Source organism: Chelativorans sp. J32 (genome assembly GCF_000518985.1).
In the GTDB taxonomy this organism is placed as follows: domain Bacteria; phylum Pseudomonadota; class Alphaproteobacteria; order Rhizobiales; family Rhizobiaceae; genus Chelativorans.
The window spans coordinates 147,392-174,349 of the sequence record NZ_JAEQ01000007.1 but is presented as its reverse complement, the minus strand read 5'-3'; the positions used below and the strand labels follow the sequence as shown (position 1 = coordinate 174,349).

The 26,958-nt window shown below is 59.8% G+C and carries 29 protein-coding genes and 1 tRNA gene; 26 read left to right on the top strand and 4 right to left on the bottom strand.

Annotation, left to right across the window (positions count from 1 at the left end; all coding sequences use genetic code 11):
* The first annotated feature begins 416 nt into the window (after positions 1-416).
* From CHEJ32_RS26255 to CHEJ32_RS0112040, 19 genes are all read left to right on the top strand, one after another.
* Positions 417-851, top strand: coding sequence for a hypothetical protein (locus tag CHEJ32_RS26255; RefSeq protein WP_028034115.1), 435 nt, complete (start codon positions 417-419; stop codon positions 849-851).
* Positions 848-2,557: a terminase large subunit gene (locus CHEJ32_RS0112130; protein ID WP_034658296.1), complete on the top strand. Its 1,710-nt coding sequence runs from the start codon at positions 848-850 to the stop codon at positions 2,555-2,557. The genes CHEJ32_RS26255 and CHEJ32_RS0112130 overlap by 4 nt, the downstream gene beginning before the upstream one ends.
* Before the next feature lie 182 nt (positions 2,558-2,739).
* Entirely contained in the window at positions 2,740-4,740 is a 2,001-nt protein-coding gene (locus CHEJ32_RS0112125; RefSeq protein WP_028034113.1) for a phage major capsid protein, read from the top strand.
* Positions 4,741-4,801: 61 nt separating this feature from the next.
* On the top strand, positions 4,802-5,038 hold the full coding sequence (locus CHEJ32_RS0112120) for a hypothetical protein (protein WP_028034112.1): 237 nt from the start codon (positions 4,802-4,804) through the stop codon (positions 5,036-5,038).
* A gap of 2 nt (positions 5,039-5,040) precedes the next feature.
* A complete protein-coding gene (locus tag CHEJ32_RS0112115) occupies positions 5,041-6,384 on the top strand; it encodes a phage portal protein (RefSeq protein ID WP_028034111.1) in 1,344 nt (447 codons plus the stop codon).
* A 14-nt stretch (positions 6,385-6,398) separates the two neighbouring features.
* Positions 6,399-6,998: a hypothetical protein gene (locus tag CHEJ32_RS27400; protein WP_051469627.1), complete on the top strand. Its 600-nt coding sequence runs from the start codon at positions 6,399-6,401 to the stop codon at positions 6,996-6,998.
* A gap of 2 nt (positions 6,999-7,000) precedes the next feature.
* Positions 7,001-7,309, top strand: coding sequence for a head-tail connector protein (locus CHEJ32_RS24595; RefSeq protein ID WP_051469626.1), 309 nt, complete (start codon positions 7,001-7,003; stop codon positions 7,307-7,309).
* A complete protein-coding gene (locus tag CHEJ32_RS0112100; RefSeq protein WP_051469635.1) occupies positions 7,309-7,644 on the top strand; it encodes a phage head closure protein in 336 nt (111 codons plus the stop codon). Before CHEJ32_RS24595 ends, CHEJ32_RS0112100 begins: the two co-directional genes overlap by 1 nt.
* The gene (locus tag CHEJ32_RS0112095) at positions 7,644-7,889 is read left to right on the top strand and encodes a hypothetical protein (RefSeq protein WP_028034109.1); all 246 of its coding nucleotides are present in this window, start codon (positions 7,644-7,646) and stop codon (positions 7,887-7,889) included. The genes CHEJ32_RS0112100 and CHEJ32_RS0112095 overlap by 1 nt, the downstream gene beginning before the upstream one ends.
* The gene (locus CHEJ32_RS0112090; RefSeq protein WP_034658295.1) at positions 7,889-8,347 is read left to right on the top strand and encodes an HK97-gp10 family putative phage morphogenesis protein; all 459 of its coding nucleotides are present in this window, start codon (positions 7,889-7,891) and stop codon (positions 8,345-8,347) included. Before CHEJ32_RS0112095 ends, CHEJ32_RS0112090 begins: the two co-directional genes overlap by 1 nt.
* A gap of 3 nt (positions 8,348-8,350) precedes the next feature.
* Positions 8,351-8,746 (top strand): DUF3168 domain-containing protein, encoded by a 396-nt coding sequence (locus tag CHEJ32_RS0112085; protein WP_028034107.1) that lies wholly within the window; start codon positions 8,351-8,353, stop codon positions 8,744-8,746.
* A 14-nt stretch (positions 8,747-8,760) separates the two neighbouring features.
* Positions 8,761-9,192, top strand: a complete 432-nt coding sequence (locus tag CHEJ32_RS0112080; RefSeq protein ID WP_028034106.1) for a phage tail tube protein — start codon at positions 8,761-8,763, stop codon at positions 9,190-9,192.
* A 2-nt stretch (positions 9,193-9,194) separates the two neighbouring features.
* Positions 9,195-9,545 carry a GTA-gp10 family protein gene (locus CHEJ32_RS24590; protein WP_051469625.1) on the top strand — a complete coding sequence of 117 codons (351 nt, stop codon included), beginning with the start codon at positions 9,195-9,197 and terminating at the stop codon, positions 9,543-9,545.
* A 299-nt stretch (positions 9,546-9,844) separates the two neighbouring features.
* Positions 9,845-12,028 carry a phage tail tape measure protein gene (locus CHEJ32_RS0112065; RefSeq protein ID WP_028034104.1) on the top strand — a complete coding sequence of 728 codons (2,184 nt, stop codon included), beginning with the start codon at positions 9,845-9,847 and terminating at the stop codon, positions 12,026-12,028.
* Positions 12,028-12,708 (top strand): hypothetical protein, encoded by a 681-nt coding sequence (locus CHEJ32_RS0112060; RefSeq protein ID WP_028034103.1) that lies wholly within the window; start codon positions 12,028-12,030, stop codon positions 12,706-12,708. Before CHEJ32_RS0112065 ends, CHEJ32_RS0112060 begins: the two co-directional genes overlap by 1 nt.
* The gene (locus tag CHEJ32_RS0112055) at positions 12,708-13,298 is read left to right on the top strand and encodes a hypothetical protein (protein ID WP_245261073.1); all 591 of its coding nucleotides are present in this window, start codon (positions 12,708-12,710) and stop codon (positions 13,296-13,298) included. The genes CHEJ32_RS0112060 and CHEJ32_RS0112055 overlap by 1 nt, the downstream gene beginning before the upstream one ends.
* Before the next feature lie 3 nt (positions 13,299-13,301).
* Positions 13,302-13,682 carry a hypothetical protein gene (locus tag CHEJ32_RS0112050; RefSeq protein WP_028034101.1) on the top strand — a complete coding sequence of 127 codons (381 nt, stop codon included), beginning with the start codon at positions 13,302-13,304 and terminating at the stop codon, positions 13,680-13,682.
* Positions 13,682-15,439, top strand: coding sequence for a fibronectin type III domain-containing protein (locus CHEJ32_RS27140; RefSeq protein WP_156936682.1), 1,758 nt, complete (start codon positions 13,682-13,684; stop codon positions 15,437-15,439). The genes CHEJ32_RS0112050 and CHEJ32_RS27140 overlap by 1 nt, the downstream gene beginning before the upstream one ends.
* A gap of 70 nt (positions 15,440-15,509) precedes the next feature.
* The gene (locus CHEJ32_RS0112040) at positions 15,510-18,197 is read left to right on the top strand and encodes a hypothetical protein (RefSeq protein WP_028034100.1); all 2,688 of its coding nucleotides are present in this window, start codon (positions 15,510-15,512) and stop codon (positions 18,195-18,197) included.
* 3 nt (positions 18,198-18,200) lie between these two features.
* Here the strand turns inward: CHEJ32_RS0112040 and CHEJ32_RS26245 are convergent, their stop codons facing one another.
* Positions 18,201-18,986, bottom strand: coding sequence for a methyltransferase domain-containing protein (locus CHEJ32_RS26245; RefSeq protein WP_051469624.1), 786 nt, complete (start codon positions 18,984-18,986; stop codon positions 18,201-18,203).
* 224 nt (positions 18,987-19,210) lie between these two features.
* Between CHEJ32_RS26245 and CHEJ32_RS0112030 the strand changes: the two genes are divergently transcribed.
* The 5 genes from CHEJ32_RS0112030 (at position 19,211) to CHEJ32_RS24570 (ending at position 21,870) form a co-directional block, all read left to right on the top strand.
* Positions 19,211-19,894 carry a glycoside hydrolase family 108 protein gene (locus CHEJ32_RS0112030; protein ID WP_028034099.1) on the top strand — a complete coding sequence of 228 codons (684 nt, stop codon included), beginning with the start codon at positions 19,211-19,213 and terminating at the stop codon, positions 19,892-19,894.
* A 2-nt stretch (positions 19,895-19,896) separates the two neighbouring features.
* Positions 19,897-20,106 (top strand): hypothetical protein, encoded by a 210-nt coding sequence (locus CHEJ32_RS0112025; RefSeq protein WP_028034098.1) that lies wholly within the window; start codon positions 19,897-19,899, stop codon positions 20,104-20,106.
* Positions 20,106-20,354: a hypothetical protein gene (locus tag CHEJ32_RS27135; RefSeq protein ID WP_034658294.1), complete on the top strand. Its 249-nt coding sequence runs from the start codon at positions 20,106-20,108 to the stop codon at positions 20,352-20,354. The genes CHEJ32_RS0112025 and CHEJ32_RS27135 overlap by 1 nt, the downstream gene beginning before the upstream one ends.
* 295 nt (positions 20,355-20,649) lie before the next feature.
* Positions 20,650-21,006 carry a hypothetical protein gene (locus tag CHEJ32_RS0112015; RefSeq protein WP_245261072.1) on the top strand — a complete coding sequence of 119 codons (357 nt, stop codon included), beginning with the start codon at positions 20,650-20,652 and terminating at the stop codon, positions 21,004-21,006.
* A gap of 252 nt (positions 21,007-21,258) precedes the next feature.
* Positions 21,259-21,870 carry a DUF3800 domain-containing protein gene (locus CHEJ32_RS24570; protein WP_051469623.1) on the top strand — a complete coding sequence of 204 codons (612 nt, stop codon included), beginning with the start codon at positions 21,259-21,261 and terminating at the stop codon, positions 21,868-21,870.
* Between the two features lie 192 nt (positions 21,871-22,062).
* On the opposite strand, the gene CHEJ32_RS0112005 is transcribed toward CHEJ32_RS24570, so the two are convergent.
* The gene (locus tag CHEJ32_RS0112005) at positions 22,063-22,824 is read right to left on the bottom strand and encodes a DUF4145 domain-containing protein (protein WP_028034096.1); all 762 of its coding nucleotides are present in this window, start codon (positions 22,822-22,824) and stop codon (positions 22,063-22,065) included.
* A gap of 205 nt (positions 22,825-23,029) precedes the next feature.
* A tRNA-Gln gene (locus CHEJ32_RS0112000) sits at positions 23,030-23,103 on the bottom strand.
* 286 nt (positions 23,104-23,389) lie between these two features.
* Here CHEJ32_RS0112000 and CHEJ32_RS24565 point away from each other — a divergent pair.
* The gene (locus tag CHEJ32_RS24565; RefSeq protein WP_034658293.1) at positions 23,390-24,703 is read left to right on the top strand and encodes a Ppx/GppA phosphatase family protein; all 1,314 of its coding nucleotides are present in this window, start codon (positions 23,390-23,392) and stop codon (positions 24,701-24,703) included.
* Entirely contained in the window at positions 24,700-25,407 is a 708-nt protein-coding gene (locus CHEJ32_RS0111990) for an RlmE family RNA methyltransferase (RefSeq protein WP_028034095.1), read from the top strand. The genes CHEJ32_RS24565 and CHEJ32_RS0111990 overlap by 4 nt, the downstream gene beginning before the upstream one ends.
* Here the strand turns inward: CHEJ32_RS0111990 and CHEJ32_RS0111985 are convergent.
* On the bottom strand, positions 25,389-26,828 hold the full coding sequence (locus CHEJ32_RS0111985) for a DHA2 family efflux MFS transporter permease subunit (protein ID WP_028034094.1): 1,440 nt from the start codon (positions 26,826-26,828) through the stop codon (positions 25,389-25,391). The two genes, CHEJ32_RS0111990 and CHEJ32_RS0111985, sit on opposite strands and share 19 nt — an antisense overlap.
* Between the last annotated feature and the right edge of the window lie 130 nt (positions 26,829-26,958).

Sequence of the window (26,958 nt, the reverse complement as noted above, 5' to 3'; positions counted from 1 at the left end):
AACTCCAAACCAGTTTTAAGCGCCTCAGCTCCTTAATTGCCCAGTCGTCATACCGCTCAAGGAGGTCCTCGCCATCACGGGTGACCAGATTTGTGTCGTACCAACCGTCAAAGCGTTTGATTGGGCGCGCTCCCGGGATACCCTCTGCTCGCGGTTCACCTGGCGTCGGCGATTTGGTCAGTGATTTCGGGAGAAGATGGCATCTTACGAGCTTGCCGAACGAACCTGTGAGCTGACATCTGCCATCTGTCATGCGCGCACCCCCTATTTCCGCCCGATTTTGAGTTCCGCGGTCGGAATGTCAATGGCGGGGGGGGGGGCGAAAGTCCAGGGCATCAGCCGGCCTAGACCCGCGCCCCCCGCATTCGCACAATTTTTTCTGCCGATCCGAAATTTCGGCTGAAGAGTGAAAATCGATGGAAAAAAGGAAAGGTCGCAAGGAGCCCGCAAAGCGTGGGCGCCCTGAGTTTCGGCCGTCTCTGAAACAGCGAGAAACGGTCGAGCAGATGAAGTTTTGCGGCGAAAGCGAGAATACGATTGCCCGGTCCCTCGGCATCGATGTTGCGACGCTGCGCAAGCACTTTGCCGAAGAGCTGGAGAACGGGCATGCCAACCGGCGGCGCGAGGTGATCGGCTATTTGTTCGAGGCGGCTGCGGCGAAGAACGTGGCCGCGATCAAGAAGCTCGAGGAAATGGGACGCGTGTCGAGCGCGGCGGACGCAGTAAAGGGGCGAGAGGCAAAAGCCCCGAAGCTCGGCAAGAAGGAAGAGCGACGGATCGCGGCTGAGAACGTAGGCGGCAAATTTGCAACTCCTGAGCCGCCGAAGCTCGTGGTGAACAACAGCAAGTGAAGACGTGGTCGACTGCCTGCCTGGACTGGCGGGAAAGGATCGTTGAGGGTCGATCTCTGATCCCGTTCGACCCGCTCTTTCCGGATGAGGCCGAAGCGGCGCTAGCTGTCTTCAAGTCATTGCGGGTGGTGGACCTTGCGGGAAGCCCAACCTTCGCTGAATGCAGCGACGAGTGGGTGTTTGATTTCGTCCGGGCTATCTTTGGCGCCTATGACCACGGAACGGCCACACGGCTGATCGAGGAGTTCTTCCTGCTCATCAGCAAGAAGAACACGAAGTCGACCACCGCCGCGGGCATCATGCTCACCGCGCTCATTCGGAATTGGCGGTTTTCAGCTGAACTCAACATCCTGGCGCCGACGATCGAGGTCGCGAAGAATTCATTCGAGCCGGCGCGTGACATGGTGTTCGCGGATCCGGAGCTAAATGACCTGCTACACGTGCAGGAGAACTTTCGGACGATTACGCACCGGCGCACGAACGCGAAGCTGAAGATCGTTGCGGCTGACACAGAGACGGTCGGAGGCAAGAAGGCGGCCTTCATCCTTGTCGATGAGCTTTGGATGTTCGGCAAGCGCGACGGCGCCGGCGCGATGCTGCAGGAGGCAACGGGCGGTCTCGTTTCGCGACCGGAAGGCTTCGTCATTTATCTCTCGACGCAGAGCGATGAGCCGCCCGCCGGCGTATTCAAGGAGAAGCTGGAGTACGCACGGGACGTTCGGGACGGGGTGATCGAGGATCCCCGTTTCCTGCCGGTGATCTATGAGCACCCGCCGGAGATGATCGAGGCCGAGCAGCACCTCGATCCGAAAACGTTCTACATGACCAACCCAAACCTTGGCCGATCGGTGCGGCAGGAATGGCTGGAGCGGAAGCTCCAGCAGATCATGAAAGGCGAAGGCGAGGAAGGTGAAGACCTCCAGACCTTCCTCGCCAAGCACCTGAACGTTGAAATCGGACTGCGCAATCGGCGCGACCGCTGGTCGGGTGCTGATTTCTGGTTGGATGCCGCAGAGCCAGGCCTGACGCTCGAAGGCCTGATGGAGCGGTGCGAGGTCGCCACGATCGGTATCGACGGCGGTGGCCTCGATGACCTTCTTGGGATTGCTGTGATCGGCCGCGAGAAAGGCACACGCCGCTGGCTGGTGTGGTCTAAGGCATGGGCTCATCCGATCGTCCTCAAGCGTCGGAAGGAGATTGCCGAGCAGCTTCGCGGCTTCGCCAAGGACGGCGAACTCGTGTTCTGCGAGAAGCCAACGCAGGATCTGGAGGAGGTTGTCGCGATCTGCTGCCAGGTGCGCGATGCCGGACTGCTGCCCGAAAAGGAAGGAATCGGCGTCGATAAGCTCGGCTTGCCGGCGCTTGTGGATGCCCTCATCGCAGCGGGCTTTGAAACCGACGCGAACGGCGGGACCATCACCGGCATCGGACAAGGCGGCTTCCTGAATGACGTGATCGTCGGCGTAGCTCGCAAACTCGCTGACGGAACATTGAAGCATGCTGGCCAGGCGCTGATGGCATGGGCGGTTGGGAATGCCAAGGAAATCCTGAAGGGCTCTGCCCGGGCCATCACAAAGCAGGTCTCCGGTTCCGCCAAGATCGACCCGTTCATAGCGCTGCTGAACGCGGCAAAGCTGATGAGCCGGAACCCGGAGGCCTACCGGAAGAAAAAGGCCAAGGTCCTGATCCTGGGCGGATCACGATGAAGAAGCTCGTGGCACGACTGTTCCGCTGGCTGGCCGCTGGACGGGCGAAGCAGGGACGTAACCCGCCGCCGACGCCGGAGTTGCTTGCCCGACGGCCTCCGCCACCGTGGCCGGCGACGCGAAGCGGATGGCCTACAGAACGGCACTGACAAGCCCGAAAATCGAAAACTAAGGAGGTCGTCATGACAGTGGCGCGCCGCGCATACTCGTCGCTCACGATCAAGTCTGTCGATGAGGAGAAGCGCATCATCCGCGGTGTCGCGACGACGCCTGCCGTTGATCGAGTTGGCGACATCGTGGAGCCGCTGGGCGTCAAGTTTACGAACCCGATGCCGTTCTTGTGGCAGCACGATCACAAACAGCCGATCGGAACGGTGAAGTTCGATAAGCCGACCAAGGACGGCATCACATTCGAGGCGGAGATACCGACGATCTCGGAGCCTGGCACCTTGCGCGATCGCATTGAGGAAGCTTGGCAATCGATCAAGATCGGTCTGGTGCGCGCCGTGTCGATCGGCTTCCGTGCCCTTGAGTACGCCTTCCTCGATGAAGGCGGCATCCGCTTCATCAAGACGGAAGTCTACGAACTCTCCGCCGTCACCATCCCGGCACAGCCCGAGGCCCTGATGACGAGCATCAAGAATATGGACGCGGCAGGTGTCGCGCTCATCAAGTCCTTCGACACGAACGCTCCGGCCGCGACTGGCGAAATTGAGCGTCCGACGAAGCCCGACCCCGGCGCTGCGGGGAAAACCATCAACCATGTCACTCTTAATCCGAAGAAAGGAACGGCAATGAAGACCATTGCTGAGCAAATCGCGGCGCTGGAGGCATCCCGGCAGGCCAAGGCCGCGCGCATGGCCGAAGTCATGCAGAAGTCCATAGACGAAGGCCGCTCGACCGATGAGGCCGAACAGGAAGAATTCGATACCCTTGAGCAGGAAGTCGAAGCGATCGACGGCGACCTCAAGCGGCTCCGGTCTCTGGAGAAGGCCCAGGCCGCCACTGCCAAGCCGGTGGTCGCCAACCAGATCAAGACGGCCGGCATGGGCACTGCACTACGGAACGGCCTTTCCTTGAAGGCGAACGAGCCTGACAAAGGCATTCGCTTCGCTCGCTATGCCAAGTGCCTTGCCATCGCGACGAAGACAAATCAGCGCATCGCTGACGTGGCAGAGACCCTTTACGGCGCCGCAGACCCCGATTTCGTTGACATTGCCAAGGCGGCGGTGTCGGCAATGACGACCGGCAACACAAGCGAGCTCGTCGGGAACATCGGCGGGTTCGCGGATTTTGTCGAGTTCCTGACGCCGATGACGATCATTGGCCGCTTCGGGACAGGCACCATTCCGGCGTTGTCGAAAATCCCCTTCCGCACTCCCATCATTGGCGAGATCAGCGAGGCGGATGCGCAGTGGGTTGGTGAAGCCAAGGCCAAGCCGCTTACCCGCACTACTTACGGGCGCACCACTCTGGACCCGCTCAAGGTCGCAACCATCGCGGTTCAGACTATGGAGCTTATCCGCGATAGCTCCCCCTCGTCGGACGTGTTGATCCGCAACGCGCTGGCGAAGGCAATCACCAAGCGCCTGGATCTCACATTCCTTGATCCGGCTGTTGCGGCCATCCCGGGTGTGCGCCCCGGTTCGATCCTCAACGGCGTCGCGCCGATCGCGGCGAGCACGGCGGGGGGCGCGGATGGCATCCGAGAGGACGCCCAGGCCATCATGGCGGCGTTCGTTACGGCGAATAACCCGCTCACTTCCGGCGTGTGGGTCATATCGGGCCTCACCGCGCTCAAGATCATGGGGATGCTCAATCCGCTTGGTCAGCGTGAATTCCCCGGCGTGTCGCTTCAAGGCGGAACGTTCTTCGACCTGCCCGTCATCGTCTCCAACTACGTGGGCAATTACCTCGCCCTCGTGAACGCGGAAGACATCCACTACGGCGACGAGGGCGGGATCGAAATCGCGATGTCGACTGAGGCCTCTCTTGAGATGGACAGCGCGCCGACGCACGATTCGGACACGCCCACCCCTGTCGAGCTTGTGTCGATGTTCCAGACGAACAGCGTGGCATTCCGCGCCGAGCGCACCATCAGCTGGGCGCGGCGCCGGCCCTCTGCCGCCGCCTGGGTCAACAATCTTGCGTGGAATGCACCTCCGCCACCCGAAGGCGCCTGATCGCCTGATCTGAAACTGTCGGCCGCAGAACTTGCGGCCGGCACTCCTTTGGAGAGAGCCCATGAAATCGCAGTCCTACATGACACGCGCACTCCGGGCGCGAGATCCCCGCTTCGCGCGTATCTTGGGTAAGCTGGGCTATGGGAGCCGCGACATGCAGGCCCGCCCCCAGGAGCCAACCGAAGACATCACGGCACTGCGCGCCGAATACCAGAAGGTCGTCGGCAAGCGCCCATTTCATAAGTGGGACGTGGGAACCCTGAAGGCGAAAATCGCCGAAGCGAAGGCTAAGGGCTGATTATGCGCCTGCCATTTGGTCTCGAAATCCGCCGCCCGACTGCGGAGAAGTCGCTTTCGCCTGTCGCCCCGCGGCGCGGTGGCTGGACGATCTTGGAGAGTTTCGCCGGAGCGTGGCAACGCAATGTCGAGGTCAAATACGACAGCGTTCTCTCCAATCACGCCGATTTCGCGTGCAGGACACTCATTGCCTCCGACATCTCAAAGCTTCGCCCGAAGCTTGTGAAGCACATCGGCAATGACGTTTGGGAGGAGACGACGAATCCCGCCTATTCGCCAGTCCTGCGCAAGCCGAACCATTTCCAGAACCGCATCCAGTTCTTCGAGGCCTGGGTCCTGTCAAAGCTGCAGAAGGGGAACACTTACGTTCTGAAGCAGCGCGACGGCCGGGGCGTTGTCAAACGGCTGTACGTCCTCGACCCGGATCTCGTTACCCCGCTCGTCGCCAGCAACGGTGAGGTGTTCTACCAACTGAACACCGATAGTCTCTCAGGTCTGCCCGAGCAGATCATCGTTCCTGCGCGAGAGATCATCCACGACCGGTTTAATTGCTTCTTCCATCCGCTTGTCGGGCTGTCTCCCATTTTCGCGGGCGGTCTTGCCGCAATGCAAGGCCTCGCCATTCAGGACAGCTCCACGATCTTCTTCCAGAACGGTGCGCAACCGGGCGGCGTGCTCTCGTCGGAACTTGAGCTTGATGACAAGGACGCGGAGGAACTGAAGGCATACTTCAATGAGCAGTTCGGCGGCAAGAACCGCGGCAAAATCGCGGTTGTGGGCGGTGGTCTTTCCTATCATCCGATCATGGCAAAGGCGGTCGATTCGCAGCTCATCGATCAGCTGAAATGGTCTGCTGAGGTCGTCTGCTCGGTTTACCACGTGCCGCCGTACAAGATCGGCCTCGGCTCTATCCCGACGCATACGAACGTGCAGGCGCTCAACATCGAGTATTACAGCAGCTGCTTGCAATCGCTCATCGAAGCGATCGAGCTTTGCCTTGACGAGGGCCTTGGCATGGACGGCGTGACGATCGGGACCGAGTTCGACACCGATGCCCTCCTGCGCATGGACACGGCCACTCAGTACGAGGTCGCCGCCAAGGCAAAGGGCATCAAGACCCTGAATGAGCAGCGCCGCATGATCGGCGTGGGAACGGTCGACGGCGGCAGCACCATCTACATGCAGCAGCAGGACCATAGCCTCGCAGCGATAGCAGCCCGCGACCAGCAGCTCATTTCGGACGCGAACAATCCGCCGGCACCGCCACCCGAGCCCGAGATCGAGGAAGAGGACAAGGGCCTCCTCATGCGGGCGGCCCTCCGCAAGGAACTCGGCCTGGCGGCCTGAAACAGGATGACAGCATGAACAGTCGCGAGATCAAGGCGATGATGGCGGAGCTTGCGCCGGTCATCCGTGAGTTCACCGAGGCCGCAGTCGCCAGGGCAATGAATCGCATCGAAGCGGTTGAGAAGAGACTTGCCGAAGCTCCCGCTCAGAAGGACGCCGTAAGCGTCACGAGCGCAGTGATCGACCGGAACGGTTCCCTGATACTCACTATGTCAGACGGTTCTACCAAGGACATCGGACAGGTGGTCGGGAAGGATGGCGAACCGGGTGTCGATGGCCTTGGCTTCGATGACATGACCGAGGAGCTTGCCGACGACGGGCGCACGATCGTTCGGCGCTATCAGCGTGGCGATCAGGTGAAGGAATTTCGGCACACCATGGCTGTCGTGCTCGACCGCGGCGTCTACAAGGCCGGCAGCACCTATCAGGCCGGCGATGGGGTCACCTACGGTGGGTCTTTCTGGATTGCGCAGGAGGAGACGGCAGAGAAGCCCGACAGCGGCAAAGGCTGGCGTCTGGCGGTGAAGAGGGGCCGGGACGGCAAGAACGCGCTGGAGGCACCCGCACGGCTGAAAGAACCGATACGCGTCGGCGTGCCGGCAAAGGCGGATTGACCATGGCCAGTCTTGTTTCGCTTGAGAGTGTCAAAGCAGCGCTGCATATCGACAGCGGTGACGACGACACCTTGCTTCAGGACTATATCGAGAGCGTTCAAGAAGCTGTCCTGCGCTACTTACGGGTGCTCGGAGAAAACGACTGGACCGAAGAGACTGTGCCGAAAGCGGTACGGCTGGCGATCATCATGGGCGTCCAATCAGTCTATGATCCGGATCGCCTCGATCTGATCGCCGGCCTCGCCTCTTCCGATCCGAAAAACCCCATAGTCGCCATGCTCTGCATGATGCGGCGCCCGACGGTGCGATGATGACCACGGCACAAGACCTCGACCGCAAGATCACCATCCAGCGGTACACCTCCGTTCCAAATGAGTTTAACGAGCCCATCGAAACCTGGGCGGATTTCTTTACATGCCGCGCCAAGCGCAGGGATGTGAGTGACGGCGAGAAGTTCGCCGCCGGTCAAATCGGGTCCTCGCTCACCACGCGCTTCGTTATTCGCTCCTCGACGGAGACGCGGACTGTCACCACGAAGGACCGCCTCGTCCATGAAGGGGCGACGTTCAACATCCTCGGCGTTAAGGAGGCCAATGAAGGTCGCTTCCGCTTCATCGAAATCACGGCCGTGAAGGACAGTGACTGATGCGCTATTCCTGCGACAAAGACGATGCCGGCTACAAAGCATGGTGCGATTTGGCAAGCGATGGCCGCAAGGTTCTCGTCTATCTAGATGGCGCATTGTTGAAAGATGCTATCACCGCCGATGATGTCGAAGGCATCGTAATCCACCCGCGGAGAACTGCGGAAGGGAATATCTCGATCAACCCTCACTCTGGCGAGATTCTTCTGGAGACCTTGCGCGGCAAGGTCACATTCGAGGTTGTCTGATGGCGCGCGGGATGAAGGTGAAGATCGAGGGCTTGCGTGAACTCGATCGAGCGCTCGGCCAGCTTCCAAAAGCAACGGGCAAGAGCGTTCTGCGTCGCGTGCTGAAGGAGGCAGGCGAGCCAATCGCAAGGGCCGCACGCGACCGAGCGCCGAAGCTCGAGTTGCATCTGGTGGAAAATATCGATGTGGGCACGAAGCTGACGCGCCGGCAAGCTGCCCTTCACCGCAAGACCTTTGCTGATGACCGGGCGAGTGCAGAGGTTTTCGTGGGGGCAGCAGATCCCGCCGGCGTGCAGCAGGAGTTCGGCAACGAACGCCACCCGCCTCAGCCCTTTATGCGACCGGCCTGGGACGCGACAAAAAGGCAGGCGCTCCACATCATCGAGCACCTGCTTTGGACCGAGATCGACAAGGCGGCACAGCGTCAGGCACGCAAGGCGGCAAAGGCCGGCAAATAGTCCATGGAAGAAGCAATCATTGCAATCCTGCTCGCCGACGCCGGCGTAGCGGGCCAGATCGGCACGCAGGTCTATCCCGGCCGTGCGCCACAAGGTGTGTCTACCGAATACGCATTGGTGCGTAGCGTGACGCGCTTGCCGGATTACACAATGGCCGGGCCCTCTGGTTATGAGGAGCGGCGGATCCAGATTGATGTGTACGCGCTGACCTACACGAAAGCGAAACGGACAGCACGCGCGATCGTCAATGCTCTCTCCGGACGCCGGGGAAAGCAGGGCGCAATCAATATCCAAGGCATCTTCCTCGATGGCGAGCGCGACCTGCCGACCACCGATGAGGATGATGACGTTTACAACCGCTTCCGCACTTCCCTCGACTTCATCATCCACCACGCCTGAACAGGAGAACTGAAATGGCCGAAACCGAAGCCATGATTGGCTATGGCAGTAAATTTGCCGTAGGCGATGGCGCAGACCCTGAGGTCTTTACCGACATCGCGGAGGTCTACGACATCACGCCGCCATCCGACACGATGGACGTGATCGATGCCACCCATATGCAATCGCCCGATGCCACACGAGAATTCATTCTCGGCCTGCGTGACCCAGGCGAGTGTTCCTTCGAAATGAACTTCATCCCAGGTGGTGCAGGTGACACTGCCATTCAGGACTGGCGCACCGCGCGGGAGAGGCGGACATGCCGGATCACATTCCCGAACAACGTCACCTGGACGTTCTCGGGCCTGCTGACCGGTTATGAGCCAGCCGCCCCGACCGATGACAAGATGACGGCGACCGTCACCATCAAGGTCACCGGCTCCTATGTCACGGGGATGGCTACCTGATCATGGCGAACCCACATCGCGGCTCGGTCGCTCTTCAGGTCGGCGACCGGGCGTATACTCTTTCGTTCTCCGTCAATGCACTGTGCGAGCTTGAAGATCTACTTGGGCAGCCAGTGGCGCAGATAGCCCTGTCTCTCAATGATCCAGGCAATGTGCGCATGAGCACGGTGCGCGCTCTGGTGTGGGCCGCGCTGCGCGATCACCACGATGAGACCGCCCTGAAAGAGGCCGGACAGATCGCGACTGAAGCCGGGGTTCCGGCCTGTATGGAAGCGATCGGCAAAGCCTTCAAACTCGCCTTTCCTGAAGCGGAGGGGAAGGAAGCCGGCCGCCCTCCGAAGGCGAAGGCTTAAAGCCGCTCGACCTCCTGAAGTCATGGGTCGAAGCAGGGCAAGAGCCTTCGCATTTCTGGCGGCTCACCTATCGCGAAATCGCCGTCATTCTCGCCGGGGTAGCAGCCCGCCTGAAGCGCGAGCACAACGAGCGGGCGTGGCTCGCATGGCATACTGCGATGATCGGGCGCGTGAGGAAACCACCGAAATTGAAAGAGATGCTGCACGGCGCCGACAAGCCAAAGCGCCGGCAGACGATTGAAGAGCAAATCGCCATTGCCATGCAATGGACGGCGGCTCTTTCCCGAAAGAGGTAATCCATGGCAAGTGCGGTTATCGGCGCCCTGAGGGTCGATCTCGGGATCGACAGCGCGCAGTTCTGGGAGGGCATTTCCGGCCTGCAGAAAGGGCTGAAGGGGCTCGGCAAGTCGATGCAGAGCATCGGCACAACCATGTCAGCCTCCATCACGGCCCCGTTGACCGCGTTCGGTGCCCTCACGATTAAGACGGCGGGCAACTTCGAAGCCAGCATGAACCGCGTGCAGGCAGCGACCGGGGCGACGGCCGATGAGATCAAGGCCATGCGCGACATGGCAGTGCAGCTCGGGGCCGATACCAGCTTCTCGGCTTCCGAATCCGCTGACGCCATGGAGATGCTGGCGAAGAACGGCCTCGCAGCAAGCCAGATCCTCGATGGGGCAGTTTCCGCCAGCATGTCTCTTGCAGCCGCGAGCGGTTCCGATCTGTCGGCAGCAGCCGATGTCGCAACAGACGTGATGATGAACTTCGGCAAGGAGGCAAAGGAACTCGGCGGTCTTGTCGACGGCATCACCGGCGTCCTGCTTCAGTCGAAGTTTGGCTTTGACGATTACCGGCTTGCCATCGGCCAGGCTGGCGGCGTGGCCGGGAATCTCGGCGTGACCTTCGAGGACTTCAACACCGTTATCGCAGCAACGTCGAGCGCGTTCGCCAGCGGTTCGGATGCCGGCACGTCCTTCAAGAACTTCCTGACCCGGCTTGTCCCCGCTTCGAAAACGGCCGCCGCGGCAATGGACGAGCTTGGACTCGAGTTCTTCAACGCCGACGGCTCGATGAAGAGTATGGCCGCTATCGCGGATGAACTGCGCACAAAGATGTCTGGCCTGTCCGATCAGGACTTGAATACAGCCATGAAGGACATCTTCGGCGTGGATGCGATGCGCACGGCCATCATGCTGATGCAGCAGGGCGCGGATGGTCTCGATGCGATGCGCGCAAAGATCGCCGAGGCGTCCGCCGAGGAGCAGGCGGCTGCTCGCCTCAAGGGCTTCAACGGTGAACTGGAGAAGCTTTCAGGCGCCTTCGAGACGCTTCAGATAGCCATTGCCGACAGCGGCCTCCTGACGATGGTTACCGACTTCGTGTCGAAGGTGGCCGAATGGGTTGATGCTCTCGCTGAGACGAACCCAGAGCTTCTGAAGTGGGGAACGATAATCGGGGGGCTGGCTGCGGCCCTTGGACCGGTGGTCTTCTCTGTCGGCCTTCTCGCGACCGGCATTGCTGCGGTTGGAGCACCTGTCGCTCTGGTGGTGGCCGGCATAACTGCGCTCACCACCGCGATTATCGCCTTCTGGCCTGAAATCTCGGCTGCGGGGAAAGCGGTAAACGAGTTCCTGATCTCGGTCGGCGAGGAGGCCAAGGCGAAGATCCAGGCCTTCGGCACGACTGTCGTGCAGATGAAGGATCAAGCGATCGAGGCCGTATCAGCCATGGTCACCGGCATTCAGGAATGGATCACGGGCCGGTTGAATTCAATCTGGGATGGCGTCACCTCCAAGGTCGAAGCCGTCAAGAACAAGTTCTATGACCTCTATGACGCGGTCGTCGGGCACTCCTTCATCCCCGACATGGTGACGGAGATCGGCCAATGGATGGGGCTGCTTGACGCGAATATGGTTCAGCCTGCGGCGGAATCTGTCGATCAGGTTAGTGCAAAAATGGGAGAGCTCGGCGATGTCGGGCAAGAAATAGGCCAGTCGATAGGGAGCGCCTTCAAGGGCGTCATCGATGGGTCGAAGAGTGTGAAGCAAGCGCTTTCTGAAGTTCTCTCGAAGCTCGCCGACATGCTTGCGAACCAGGCGTTTCAATCCCTATTCGGTGGCCGTGGTCTAGGCGGAGGAGGCGGCTTTTGGGGCGGCCTTTTCAGCAGCCTCGGCGGCCTCCTTGGCTTTGCCAATGGGGGGCAATTTCAGGTAGGTGGAGCCGGCGGGATTGACAGTCAGATCGTTGCCTTCCGAGCCTCCCCTGATGAAACGGTCAGCATCACAAAGCCCGGGCAGGATTTGGGCGGCGGCATAGCCGAAGTCATCGTGCGCGGTGTGTTTGTTGACGATAATGGCATCATCAAAGGCCAGATCACGGACATGGGTGCCCAAGCCAGCCAGGCGGGCGCGGCATTGGCTGTGAAGCAGGTCCAGCAGTCCATGCCGAACATGATCGCCCAGGCGCAATCCCGGAGCTTGTAATGGCGACACTTCTCTGGCCGCTAGGGGTGCTCCCCCCGCGCGAATTGATGATCGATATTGCACCGCGTTCGTTGGCGGGTCCATCGAGCGTTTCGGGTGTATCTCAGGTGGTGGCGTCCGATGCCGGCATTTGGAAGGCGACCTATGCCGGTATCCCCGTTGTAGACGATCAGAAGGTGCTCGCGTGGAGGGCGATCAACAACCTGCTTGAAGGACGGCTGATCTCAATCCTCGTTCCAATTTGGCGCTGGTATCAGCCGGTCCCGGCAGAGGCAGACGAGCTCGCGCTATACGACCCCGTGCCCCACTCGGATCAAAGCCCGTTTAGCGACGGGTCGATGTATCAGGGCGGCGTGATCGATGTCACATTGGCCTCTGCCATTCCTCTGCGCGGCGTGACAGCGAACATCTCCATCAAGTCGGCAGACATGATCCAGCCGGGGCAGCATTTCAGCATCGAGGGGCGGCTGTATCGCGTGAGGACGGTGAACTACACCTCCGAAACCACTGCCGCAATCACCTTCCGGCCGCCGGCGCGGGAGGCCGCCAGTGTCGGGACACGGCTGGAATTCGATTTCCCCGTATGCCGCATGCGCCTCGCCAGCGACGGGGAGATGGATCTTCCGCTCGACTATGGGCGCTGGTCGTTTCCGACCGTGAACTTCATTGAGGACGTGTGATGTCCTTCTTCACGCCAGAGCAGATCGCGGTCTTGTCCGAGCGCGAGGTCCGTATCGACCTGCTCGCCAAGTTCGAGTTTAAGTCGGAAACGATCTATATCTGGAACGGCAACACAGACCTTGTGACCGGTGGGCAGACCTGGAAACCGGCCTATGGCGCGGCCTCTATCGACGGGCTTTCCATTTCGCCCGGCACGACATCCGAGACGGTGACATTTCAGCTAAACGGTCTCCCTGGACAGGCGACAGATTTCCTCGCCAAGGCCCTTGAGGAAACGCCCGACATTACGCAGCAACTCGTCACTGTCTTCCTCCATCTGTTTGCCGATGACTGGCAGCCGGTCGGTGCTCCCATCGGTATCTGGTGGGGCTTCATGCAGCCACCGCGGATCACGCGTACGGAAATGCAGGGGACCGAGGGCGCGGTGCAGTCCATCTCCATGCAGGCCGAGAACGCGTTCTTCAACCGGTCCCGGCCACCCTATGGCCGCTACACCGATCGCGACCAGCAGCGGCGCTCGCCCGGCGATAAGTTCTTCACCTTCGTCGGAAGCCTTCTCTTCAAATCCTTCAAATACCCGGATTATTGAACCGTGACCGTCGAGGAATTCCTTGCCGCCGAGGCTGCGCTTCCGGCGTACCCCGGCGCGTGCTGCCGCATGGTCGATCGCTGGTTTCAGCAAGTGAAGGGCTATTCCGCCCTGTCCCGCTACGGGCGCGATTTCCTCACTGACAGCGATGTGCGCCAGTGGCTTTCGGAGCCCGGCGGCATGGCTGTTGCGGTGAACCGGGTGGCGAGCGCCGCCGGCGTCCCGAAGACCAAGACGCCGCAGGCCGGGGATGTTGGCCTGATCATCCATGATGGGCGTCTCTGCGCCGCCATCCATTCGGGGGCAATGTGGGTCGGCCGAGACGAGCGGGGCATGTTCTCCGCGCCGGTCGATGCAATGTGGAAAGCCTGGAGCCTGCGCTAATGCCTCAGTCTCTCGCGCTCCTGCTTTTCTACGCCGGCGCTCCAGCCATCATCACCAACGGTCTCGTTGGCATCGGTGCGCTCGGGTTTCTCGGTGCCGCTGTCCAGCTTGGTTTGTCGGTTGGCCTGTCGGCTCTGGCATCCTCGCTGTACAGGCCGAAGCAGCCGAAGCCGGAAGACGTGCAGCAATCCTATCGTCAGGCCACGGCGCCACGCGTGCGGCACTACGGGCGGGTAAAGACCTCCGGTCCTTGGGTTTTCGCGGAGGCAGAAAGCGGCAATTTTCATAAGGTCTTGGCGCTTGGCCAAGGCCCAATCGATGGCATCGAAGAATACTGGATCGATGACCATCAGGTGACGTTGGCACCCGGTGGCGGGGTGCAACAGGAACCCTGGTATGACGGCGGCGATTACAAGGTCATTATCCAAACGCGGCGTGGGCTGCCGATTGAAACGGCCTATGGATCGCTCACAGCGACATTTCCGGAATGGACAGCAGCCCACCGAGGGGACGGCGTTGCCAGCCTCTATGCCAAGCAGTTCGCTTCAGAGGATAGCGTATATCTCTCGCGCTTTCCGAACGGCATCAACACGAATTACCGGGTTATCCTGCGCGGTGCCATTATCCAGAACCCTTTGACCGGCGTTGTCGCCTGGGACGATCGAGCGGCGTCCGTCATACGAGACTACATGAGCCATGCCGATGGCATGCGGCTGCCCCATAGCATCTTCACGACGCCTCTAGCCCAGGCCGGGTGGGAGCAGGCTTATATCAGGTCGAACGAACCCATAGGATTGAAGGGAGGCGGGACAGAGCCGCGCTATCGGCTCTGGGGCTCCTACCAGCTTGACGAGCGCCCGGCTGATGTCCTCGGGCGCATGCTCGCGGCCTGCGATGGTCGCCTCGTTCCCACGCCGGATGGAGGCCTGACGCTTGATATCGGAAAGTGGCAGGAGCCGACCGTCATCATCGGGCCCGACGCTATCACCGGCTTTTCCGATCTGGGGCGCGGCCGCAACATCATGGAAACGGCGAACACGATTCGCGCGACCTTCCTCGATCCAACGCAGGATTTCCAGGCCACGGACGCGGACCCATGGGTCGACGCCGACGATGTTTTGGATCGTGGGGAAATATCGAAGGATGTCCAGTTCAACATGGCGCCGTCGCACAGCCAAGCGAGGCGGCTGATGAAGCTGGAGGCTTATCGGGCGAACCCCAGCTGGGTGGCAAACTTCCAGTGCAATCTCCGCGGCCTCGCGGCATTCGGAGAGCGCTTTGTCCGCATCCAATATCCTGCATTCGGCATCAACAGCGTCTTCGAGGTGCAGGACTTCCGGTTTGTAATCGGCGATGGGAACATCCTCCAAGGGGTCACCATCCAGGTCCAATCAATGCCGCAGGCGGCCTATTCGTGGGACCCGGCACAGGAAGAGGGCGATGCGCCAGAATCGGACGAAAGCGAGGTTGACGACAGCATCCCCGTTCCCGCCGCGCCGGATGTGAACCTGCTGCCGGGGCCGGTTGCCGAACTGACGTTCTCGCCGTCGCCCTCGATCCTGCTCCGCTACCTGGTCCGCTACAAGAAGACAGCCGACACGGAATGGACAACGGTCGGCCCGCTCAGTCAGGACGCGGAAACCTACACGACGCCAACACTGGCGGCGACCACACAATACGAATTCCAGATGGCCCTGCGCACTGAAAAGGGCCGTGTGGGCACCTGGGGCCCGAGCGCCACCGCCACCACACCCTGACGAACCTCACGAATCCGAAACCTCATCCCGCTGGCGGCTCGCCGGCGCAATCTCACTTGGAGAACTTGGCATGGCCCTTGATCGCGATCCCAACTACGTGTTCCGCGATTTCGTGACCGATGGCATTCCCGCCTCCGGCAAATGGGACCCGCGCAAGCCTGAGATCCGCCAGCTGCTTTCGGAATGGTGGCAGGTCCTGATAGCGCTGATCGCCGGTGCTGGCGGGGACATCGACCTTCCGAACCTGCTGATCCGCTATACGGTCACCGGGGGCACTCCGAACGCGATCACCGCCACTCCGAACCTTCCCGTACCGAGCGGTCCGGGGCTTGCGCTGTTTTCGATACAGATCCAGCAGACCAATACAGGACCGGTCACGATCAACGGCAAGCCGCTGCTGACGAGCTCGGGCAATCAACTTACGGCTGGCGGTCTTGTTGCAGGGGGGATGTATCTCTTCCTCGATAATGGGTCGAGTTTCCGGCTGCTCACCGACCAAGCGAGCGCCGCCCTCGTTGCGCAGATGGAGACGCTGCTCAACGACATGAAGAGGCGATATCTCGGCTCCTTCGCGGACAATGCCGCCGCTACTGCGGCCGCCGGAGGAACCCCATCGAGTGGGCAGCTGTATTGGAACACAACCAGCAGCGAGATGCGCATTTGGAATGGGTCAGCCTGGCAGGCATTTGCCGCCGTTGTAGCCGACCGGGCGATCACCTTGCCGAAATTGGGGGACATTTCCTTCAGTTCATTCCGTCAGTGGGGATTCGAGACATCCGTCGAGGGGTGGACGGCACTCAATGGAACTTTGTCAGCCCAGAACGGGGTCCTTACGTTTGTATCGACCGCCGCCGATCCGCAACTGAGCTCACCCATAATTGCCATTCCCGGCGCCCTCTTCAGCAAGATCCGGATGCGCGTTCGCCGAATTTCGGGTAACGGAACCTGGGACGGCAGCATCTATTACACCACCACCAACCACGGAATTTCTGGATCCTATCTGAAGCGCATTGCTGCACCCTCCAACTTTAACGAGTGGCAGGTGCTTGAATGGGACATGGCCGATCTGACTCAGGGCGGGAATGATTGGATCACCAGCACCATAACGCGGCTGCGCATCGACCTTTCTCAGTCTTCCGGCGATACCCTCGAAATCGATTGGATCTCTATCGGCGATCGGGCGCTTGCTCTGCCTAAGGCCGCTGGTCCACTCCACCTCAGTGTAATCGGTGACACGCAAGCAGCCCTTGATACGGCCCATGCGCTGGCCGACGACATCATCATAGACCGGCCGGTTGCGATCACCTCGACGGCGACTTGGCCGAACGGGAAGCGCTACTTTTTCGTCAACGGTGGGCAGCTGGATGTCGCCAATGGAGTAACACTCACGATTCGAGGACAGGTCATCGCTGGTATTTGGCGAAAGCTGGCGAAGGCCAACCCCGAACCGAACAAGATTTTCAACTGCACCGGCACAGGGGCAGTAGTTGGCATCCGGAAGGTGCATCCCGAGTGGTGGGGCGCCGTAAAGGATGGTACCACGCCCGTTCACGCACAGTTCCAAGCAGCGCAGAACTGTATTGAAGCATCGGCCCAATCCGATGGCGATGAGGCCGTCGTCATTCTCGGTGGCGGGTCATACGCTTTCGCGGCCCAGGTGGTCGTTACGCCACGTCAAGATATCTGTCTGAAATGGCGCGGACAGGGCGGCTCTGGCGGAACATTCATCGTTGCGCTTGCCTCTTGGTCGGGGCCCAATGGGGTCATCAAGTTTGCAGCCGCCCCGTCAAATCAGACCTATTCCGAATGGCATTTCTGTGGGTTCAGGGTCATTCCTGAGACGGCCGGCACTGGCTCCGCTGTTGGCATCATCATTGGAGCAGGGGCTACAACTCTCCACGGGGGCGTTCAAGAAAGTGCGCTTTTCGAAGACATTAATGTCTACCAATTCAACGAATGTTGGTACGTGCAGAATGCACGATTGGTGCAGTGGAGCCGCTGCGGTGGGTGGTCTGAGACTCTTGCTGGAGCGAGTGCGTTTCGTGTTGTGGCTGCGAATGGCGAGTTCACGGGAGACTTCGATACCTACAGCTGCCAATTTGTGTCAAAGGGAACAAACGGCCGCACTATTTTCATGTCAGCAAGCGGCTCGACTGCAACTCTTTCCGGTATTCGGCACCACGCCGCTATCATGTATCAAGGAGGCGTTGTTATTTCCGCCTCGGCCGGCGCCCGCGTATGTGACATCTGGTTTGATAGTGGTTGGCAGCTTGATGTTTTTCTGACTGAGGGCTTCATTCTTCTGTCTGACGGGACAGGATCGCACCTCTACAATGTCAACATCAGCAACGGGTATGTTGCTAGCGGAATTATAGGCACGGTTAAGGCCGTGAATATCGCTACTTCGAACAGCGGAATAGTTCGCGGGGTTTTTATCAGAGGCAACTATTTCATCAACAACGTAGGCGACGTCATCTACGCAAATGGCAATGTTGTCGGCTATATCGTGACAGACAACTTTTTCACCGACTGCAACGGTGGAAACATGGTGACTGTCGGAAGTGGAGTTCAAAACGCCATAGTCACAGGCAACACCGCTCAGAGGATGAGTACGTCAAACTCGATCGCTGCACTTGCTGCCACAATCTCAGGCGCGAATTTCTACGCCATCCGAAACAATATGGCAGGTGGCATCGCTACCCAGGTAGTTAACGATGCGGCGGCGGCAGCCCAAAAGATCGTAGATGGGAACTTTTGACACCTAGATGAAGCGGCCTATGCGGCTTTTAATTCTGGTGACTACATCTTGTGACGCGGGTGATGGCTTCTCATTTTGTATGGAATGCATATACCGCCGCAGATAGTATGGATGGGTCTCCAGAAAGCGGCCCTCGTCGCTCTGTCTCAGAGCCTCTTCGACCGCGTTCGCGGTCATCCTCCCTTGTTTCAATTGGAGGCTCAGGTGATTGAGGCCGCCTTCGTCGGCGGGTCTTTGGAGAACACGAAAGTAAGCATTGTGCACAATCTCCTCGGGGTCACTGAGCTGGTTGGTCTTTCTCGCGCTCACCTCGTACAACCATCCGTGTAGCAGAGACCCTCTGCATAGCTGCAGCCCCGCGCGCTGGAGGTATTCGACCAAGATGGCGGGCGTAAAGCCCGCCAGATGATAGTCTCCGGTGTAGGCCTGTGTGCCGTAGAGAAGATGAATAACCTCTTCCGTTCGCTCTATCGAACGCCAATCAGGTGAAGCTAACATCTCGAAGAGATCGAACAGGCTCGGGACGCGAATATGAATAACTCCCTCGGGAGCTAACAGCCGCGACCACTCCTGCAAAGTTGGAACGGTCTTGTGCCTTTCAAGGTGCTCCAACACGTCTTGGGCGATTATTTCTTCGAAATGTCCGCTGGGCAGCATGGGGAGATCGGTGACGTCAGCTACCAGGTCGGGACCGTGACGCTCATAAAGATCCACATTTAAGTAGCCAGGGCGAATGTCATAGCCGCAGCCCAAATTGGCCTTACGGGGCAGGGTTTTCGCATCGAGCATGTCATTCCCCCCAATCGGATAAGGCTATCCGTAACGTTCTAAGGTTTGCATATCAACTGCCGTCCTGATTGCTACTCGCATTCACCACCCGTAACAAGTGTCTGGGCCGATCCACACTGATCTAAACCATCCCCTGAAAAGGACCTGACATGGACCGTACCGTGCCCGCCGGCGCGGCGATCCTGCTCGACTTCTGAACTGATAGCCAACTGAAAGGAAAGCCGATGGAAGCCAACTTCCAGAGGGCACTTGCGCTCACCCTGAAGCATGAGGGCGGTTTTGCCGACCATCCGTCCGACCCTGGCGGGGCCACGAATAAGGGCATCACACTCAAGACCTTCCGGCAATATGTGAAGCACAACGGCACGGTCGCAGATCTGAAGCGCATCACGGATGCCCAGGTCGCCACCGTCTACAAGCTCCACTACTGGAACAAGGTGAAGGGCGACGATCTGCCGGCCGGCGTTGATTATGCCGTGTTCGATTTCGCGGTGAACAGCGGCCCGAAGAGGGCAGCAGAATACCTGCAATCGCTTTTGCTGGTGAAGGTGGATGGCATCATCGGCCCGCAGACAATCGCGGCAGCAAAGAGGGCAGATGCAGGCCAACTGATCAATGCCCTGTGCGACAAGCGGCTGGCGTTTCTGGAGGCCCTCGAGACTTGGGAGACCTTCGGCAAGGGATGGACGCGGCGTGTCTCTGACGTTCGCATTCATGCGCTTGCGATGGCCATGGAAGGGCACACAGCGCCGTCGCCCTATCCAGAGCCTCAGACGCCCGCCGAACCAAAACCCGCGCCAGTGGGCAAGGGAGGGGCGATTGCAGCCCTGTTCGCAGCGCTCGCCGCTGTCGGCGCTTGGCTCGCGAACTTTCCCTGCAATCTCTTCGGCTTCTTCTGTGGAGGCTGACCATGTGGCAGCGCGTGAAAGATTTCTTCAAGGACAGTGAGACGATCGCATGGGCTCGCATTCAAGCCGTTCTCGGCCTTCTTGCCCTCCTGCTCACCTATGTCGAGCCGACGCTCATTGCTCCTCTACTTGGGGATTATGCACCCTGGTTTCTGTTCCTGAACGGGTTGGCGACGGAATACCTGCGCCGACGAAGGGCGGATGATCTGTGATGCTCGGCCTCACCTTCAGCACATGGATCCGCGTCGGCATCGGCGTGGCGATCGCCGCTGCACTCATCTGGAGCCATACCGCCGCCTACCGGGCCGGCGCGCAATCCGAGCGCCGGGAAGCTCTGGAACGCTCGATCGATCTTCTCCGTGAAAGGAACGCCACCGATGAGACGATCCGCAATATGGACGATGTCGCTCTTTGCGCCGCTCTTGGCGGCCGGATGTCAGACGCCGGCACCTGTGAGTGAATGCGACGGTTGGCGACAGCTTTCGCCGGCCGCACAGACCCGAGACTTCATCATCCGGAATGACCGGCCCTTTGCCGAGCAGGTCGCGGCTCACAACACCTTCGGGGCCAGCCGCGGATGCTGGGGCTGAGATAGCGGGCCAGCGCGAGAGGGGGCTACCTTCGCGCCAGCCCTGACCATCTCGATTGGTAGTGGGTGGATCGAGACGGCTGGCCGAACTCTATCGGCTCGGAACCTTACAATCAAAAGACATTTGAATGGGGATGAGATGGCGGGCTTGCACGAGGAACGGCAGATGCGCACTCCAGCGTGGAAATGGGAATGGAACCTCAATACCGTGGTGATCCTGCTCGGGTTCATCGGCACGATTGCCGCCTATGGCGCCGCCTGGGAGCGCATCACCTCAAGGCAGGGCGACCATGCCATGGATATCGAGCGGCTGGACAAGCGCGTCACGGCTCTCGAGACGGCATCCCGCACCTTGGACAATCACGAGCTGCGCATCAGCAATGTTGAGAAGCAAGCTACTGATGCGGCGACCGCCATGCGAGCCGTAGAGGCAGCGTTGAACGGTCTCGCCGCCGATATGAAGGTCACCCGGGAAATCCTACAGCGAATAGAAGCGGCCCAGAGCCGCCCAGTCCCTCCGTAGGAACATTCCTGAAGCCGCCTAGTTTGCGGTCCAGTTGACCCGTCATCAACTGCATGAAGGCCCCGCTGGCTCCGGCCGGCGGGGCTTATTTGTGTTTGGAATTTGAGCCAACGGATCGTGCCGCTGAACAAAAGGAAATGGGGCTAATCTGTCATTGCACGCGACGATGGCGATTCGCTCGCCTGGTGTGGATAACGGGCGTGCAATGCCTGCAGGATAGACCGCGGGAGGCCTCGTCGGTATTAGCAGCTTATGCTCGTATTTATCGATGAGTCGGGAGATCCCGGTTTCAAAGTCTCAAAAGGTTCATCGCCGGCATTTGTGGTTGCTCTGGTTGCGTTCAGCGATGCTGATGTTTCCATTAAGACACAGTCAGCTATCGATACTGTCGCGGCAACTTATGGCGTTAAACCCGAATTCAAGTTCAGTAAATGTCGACCTGATATTCGAGATGCCTTTTTTTACGCGGTATTGCCATTTGATTTTTGCATTAGGGCAATTGTTGTAGAGAAGGAGAAAATCCACAGCGGATATCTCCGTTCTCACAAGGAGGCATTCTACAGCTTCTTTGTGAAGTCGATGCTGAAGTTCGACAATGGCCTCCTGAAAAATGCCCGGGTGATCATAGACGGTTCTGGCGAGCGCATCTTCAAAAAGGAGCTGTCAAGCTACTTGCGCAGGCATACCGAGAAGGGTGCAATCCGCTCTGTGAAATTCTCAGACTCGCGCAGCGACAGACTCGTACAGCTTGCCGATATGTGTACTGGGGCAATTGCCAGATCATACCGAGAAAATAGGGATGACACTGACCGCTGGCGCAAGATGCTAGAGCCAAAGATCGAAGATATTTGGGATTTCAAGTGAGCTAGATGCGCCCTGCCTGCCTATCTTGACGAATGCCAAGCACGCACACCATACGGTGACAGTTCGGCCAGGCAGGGCGACTTTTCACACTCTAATGTCGTGCAGTGTGTGTTAATGTCAAGTGAAGAATATGCGACTTCGCATATCCCTCCGGCTCTATCAGCTTCACGGCGCCGAGGCAGGCCATCGGGTTTAGGCGACGACCTTCGGCAATTTTGAAGGTGCCTTTTTCGCCCTGGCCGGCACTTTCGATTTTACCTTTGCCACTGCATCATCCGCCCTTTTCCGCAACTGTGGTACCACGAAAGTGTCGTTGATGAAGTGCTCTAGTGTAGTGACCAGAGGATCGAGATCTTGGAATGTAGGATTCCACCCGCGGTGAGCGGAGGCATTTCCGGCGTTGACGAGAACCTCGAAATTGTCTCTCTGGGAAGGACTGATCAGGCTTTTCGCCTCCATCTCCTTAAGCTTGGCTTCAAATCGATCGTTAGGGTCAACCCCGAGTATCTCTGAGGCCACGTCGAACGCGGTCCTTATACCGATAGCGGCCAAGATGTTGAGATCGTGGTCTAGGGCTTCATAGACCTGAAGCAGGCATGCAGAAAGGTCGGAGGACCTTTCGTGCTCCACATCATAGTCAATCGAGTTCAGCCATACAGGCCGATCTCGCTTGAAGCGAGCCGGCCAACTCCTAATCAGCTCGTCTTCTTGATATTCGATATTGCCGTCTTGATCTTCGGCGACCGGGTAGCACGATTCGGAATCACAGTACACCGACTGAGCAAACACGTGGTCGCAACCGCAACACACGAGAAGATACCAATTTCGCCACCAGTCAAAAATGCCGTCAGAGCCGCTTTCGCGGTGATGACCTTTTACCTCGCAATTCCGCTCACCTTTGCAATTAGCGCAGAACGCCCTCAGTTTCGTGCCGATCTTAGTTTCGTTTGCCATGCTGCCCTCCCGGCCGCCGGCAGAGTGCACCAGGAGGTAAAATCGCGTCAACTCATGTCGCATCCATGTCGCGTGGATTTGCCGAGTGTGGATGAAAACCCTTGAAAATCAAGGGAACTGGTTTGCAACACAAACGCGACATGAAAGAGCGGAAAATCTGCCGCTTGAACCCGGATAATGCGCTGATTTTATTAAGGAAAGTGGGTGGCTGGGGAACCTGGATTCGAACCAGGACTAACGGAGTCAGAGTCCGCGGGTCTACCGTTAACCTATTCCCCAGCAGCGGCCTCGCAAGGCCGAGCAGCACAGCTATTTAGCCATGCGCTTTTAATAGTCAACCCCGGCAACGCTTTCAAATCCCCTCGCGCATATTTTTCCTGGCCGTTCGTCCCCCCTCGCCTGCGCGTTCGAACATGAATCTGTTTCCACGGCCACCACGGGCGAAATAATTTGCTTCCGTCTGCTCTTGGTGGATGGTCGCTTGGCTGCTAATCTGTTCTCAACATGAAGATATAGAGCGCCTGCTGCGCGCCCAACGGTGCTGCGCGGCGCGGAAGGATAGACGGTGGACGACCACGGAAAAGGTGACGCGCCACCGGTCGCGGAGCGTATTCGCGATCACGCGTCAGCCGGGGGCGGCGTGGACAACGGACGGGAGCCGGCTACGGTTTCTGCGCCGGCCGGTTTCACGCAGCCAAAGCGAAGGCGCAGAAGAAGACGAAAGCGCGGCGTGTTCGTGCGGCAAGCCGAGCCCTGCGCCGAAAAGCGAGCTCTTCCGCCGAAGCTTCCGACCAATATTCCACCTGCATCCACCGACTTTGTCCGCCGCGGTAAGGCTTACACGGCCCGGCTGTCCCGGGCGCGTGAGGGCGAATCGCTTTACGCGGCCCTCGATCTGGGCACCAATAATTGCCGACTGCTGATTGCCACCCCGGGCAGACCCGGCCGCTTCCGCGTCGTCGATGCGTTCTCCCGCATCGTACGCTTGGGCGAAGGGCTTGCGGCAAACGGGCGCCTGAGCGAGGCGGCGATGGAGCGTGCCGTGGAGGCGCTCGCCGTCTGCGCGCAGAAGCTCGACGGAAGGCGATTGCGCGGTGTGCGCATGATCGCCACGGAGGCCTGCCGCTCTGCCGAGAACGGGCCTGATTTCGTCGAGCGTGTCCGCCGGGCGACGGGCCTGGAACTGGAGATCATCGACCGACGAACCGAGGCGCGACTGGCCGTCTCCGGCTGCGGCTCGCTCATCTCGCGCGAGACGGACGGCGTCGTCCTGTTCGATATCGGCGGCGGTTCGTCGGAGATCGCGCTGATCGACCTGTCGCGGCATCGCACCCCCCGACTGGCTGATCACATCGTGTCCTGGACATCCCTGCCCACGGGCGTTGTGTCGCTGGCTGAAGGTTTCGGCGGCCGCCACGTCACGCCGGAGATCTTCGAAGCCATGGTCTGCCATGTCTCGGAGATGCTCGCCCGGTTCGACGGCGGCGGCAGGCTTGCCCATATCGCGGGCAGCGGCCGGTTCCATCTCCTGGGCACATCCGGCACGGTGACGACCCTTGCCGGCGTCTATCTGGGCCTCAAGCGCTACGATCGCCGGCAGGTGGACGGGCTCTGGATGGAGCGTTCCAGCGTCGACCGCATCATCGAGACGATCCTGGGTTGGAGCTTCGACGAGCGAAAGGCAAACCCGTGTATCGGTTCGGAGCGGGCGGACCTCGTCCTTGCCGGTTGCGCTATTCTCGAGGCGATCCGCCGCCATTGGCCGGCCGAGCGCCTGCGAGTGGCCGACCGGGGCTTGCGGGAAGGCATGCTCAACGAAATGATGGCGCGCGACGGGGTGTGGCGGCGCCGGCGAAACAATGGAGAACACCCGGCGTGACGAAGGAGCGGAAAGCGGGTGCCGGCACCCGCGTCCTGAAGACGCGGGTTAAGAAGAAGCGGGGCTTGAAGAGCTCGTCCCGCCGGTGGCTCGAACGACATCTGAACGATCCCTATGTGCGCCGCGCGAACGCCGAAGGAATGCGCTCGCGCGCCGCCTATAAGCTGATCGAGATCGACGATAAGCATCACATTCTGACCCCGGCCATGAGGGTGATCGATCTCGGCGCCGCTCCCGGCGGATGGTGCCAGATCGCCGCCGAGCGGGTGAAATCAGACCCCGCGCACCCTTCCGTCGTCGGCATCGATTATCTTCCAATGGACCCGGTTCCGGGTGCGTCCTTCCTGCAGATGGACTTCCTCGACAACGATGCACCGGATCGGCTTATCGAGATGCTCGGCGGCCCTCCGGACGTCGTGCTGTCGGATATGGCCGCGCCCACGACAGGACACCGCAGGACGGATCACCTCCGCACCATGCAGCTCTGCGAAACCGCGGCCGATTTCGCCATTTCGGTGCTGAAGCCCGGCGGCCACTTCCTTTCCAAGACCTTCCAGGGGGGTACGGAAGGCGAGCTCCTGTCGCTGCTCAAGCGGAATTTCCGCTCCGTGCATCACGTCAAGCCGCCTGCTTCGCGCGACGAGTCGGTGGAACTTTACATCCTGGCCAAGGGCTTCAAGGGACGTCAGGCGGAAGAAGGCTGAGCGCTCCGCTCCGCCGCAAGTGCCTGCTCCTGTTCTGCCGTTCGCTTTGTCCCATGCCCGGATACCGCGCTTCCGGTATCGGCCGGGAGGCGAATGAAGGAGAAGGCAGCCAGTGCTGACAGGAATGCCACGATGACATAGGCATTCACGAAGGCCTGCGGACCGAGCGGCTCTCCCGTTATGTAGCCCGTGATCTCGAGGATTCCGCCACCGATGGCTACGCCCATAGCGATGCTGATCTGCTGCGTTGCGGCAGCGATAGCTGTCGCCTGCCCCGCTTCACGATCGCTGAGTTCGGCAAAAACGAGCGCGTTGTTGGAGGTGAAGAACAGCGAGCGCAGGAAACCCGCGGCCAGGAGCACGGCAAAAATCGCGCCATGAGGCGTGGAAGGCGCGAAAAGCGCGTTGGCGGCGATCAGGAGGCTTCCGGCGAGAGCGGCGAAGATGAGGGTGAGACGGAAGCCGGCAGCCCGCAAAGCCGTCGTAGCGACGAATTTCATCGAGATTGCCCCAAGGGCGGAGGCGAAGGTGAGCAGGCCGGATTGAAAAGGCGTCAAGCCGAACTGCAGCTGGAACATTAACGGCAGCAGGAAGGGAACTGCGCCGACGCCGATCCGGAAAAGGGATCCGCCGACAATGGCGGCGCGAAAAGCGTGGTTTGAAAAGAGCCGCAGGTTCAAGACCGGATTCGCCGCGCGCCGTGCATGAAGAATGTAAAGGGCAGCCATAAGGAAGCCGAAGAGCGCCGTGACGACGCCGACAACAGGCGGAAGCGCTGGAAGGCTTATGACCGAAAGGCCGAAAACAATGCCCGATGCTGCGAGGCCCGAAAGCAAGAACCCCGTGAAATCAAGCTTCTTTGTATGCTCCGGCTCGAAATCGGGCAAAATGCGGCCCGACAGCAGGATGCCGGCCAGCCCGATCGGCACATTGATGAGAAAGATCCAGTGCCAAGAAAAATATGTGGTGATGAAGCCACCAAGAGGTGGTCCGGAAACAGGACCGACAAGGGCCGGCACGCTCAACCATGCCATCGCCGAAATGAGTTGGTTCCTGGGCGTTGCCCGGACCAAAACCAGCCGTGCAACCGGTGTCATCATCGCTCCGCCCATTCCCTGCAGGAAGCGGGCCAGAACGAAAGCCAGAAGCGAGTTGGAAAAAGCGCAGGCCAGGGAGCCGAGCACGAAAACCCCGATCGCGAACCGGAAGACCCGCTTGGCGCCGAAGCGGTCTGCCATCCAGCCGCTGACCGGAATGAAGACCGCAAGCGCCACCAGGTAGGTGGTCAAAGCCAGCTTCAGCGTCACCGGATTGGTGCCGATATCCTCCGCAATCGCCGGCAACGAGGTGGCGATAACGGTGGAGTCCATGTTCTCCATGAAGAGAGCTACGGCAAGGACCAACGGAAGCGTGCGGTTCAAGGCAATCTCTAAATCTTAGAAACATCCCGGCCGGCGGCCGTTTCATATGTAGGGTGCCCTTAGCATCTTCGTCCCCGCTTGTGCAGGGGGAAGAGCGGCGGGGCCTCCTCGCCCGGCTCACAAAATCGGG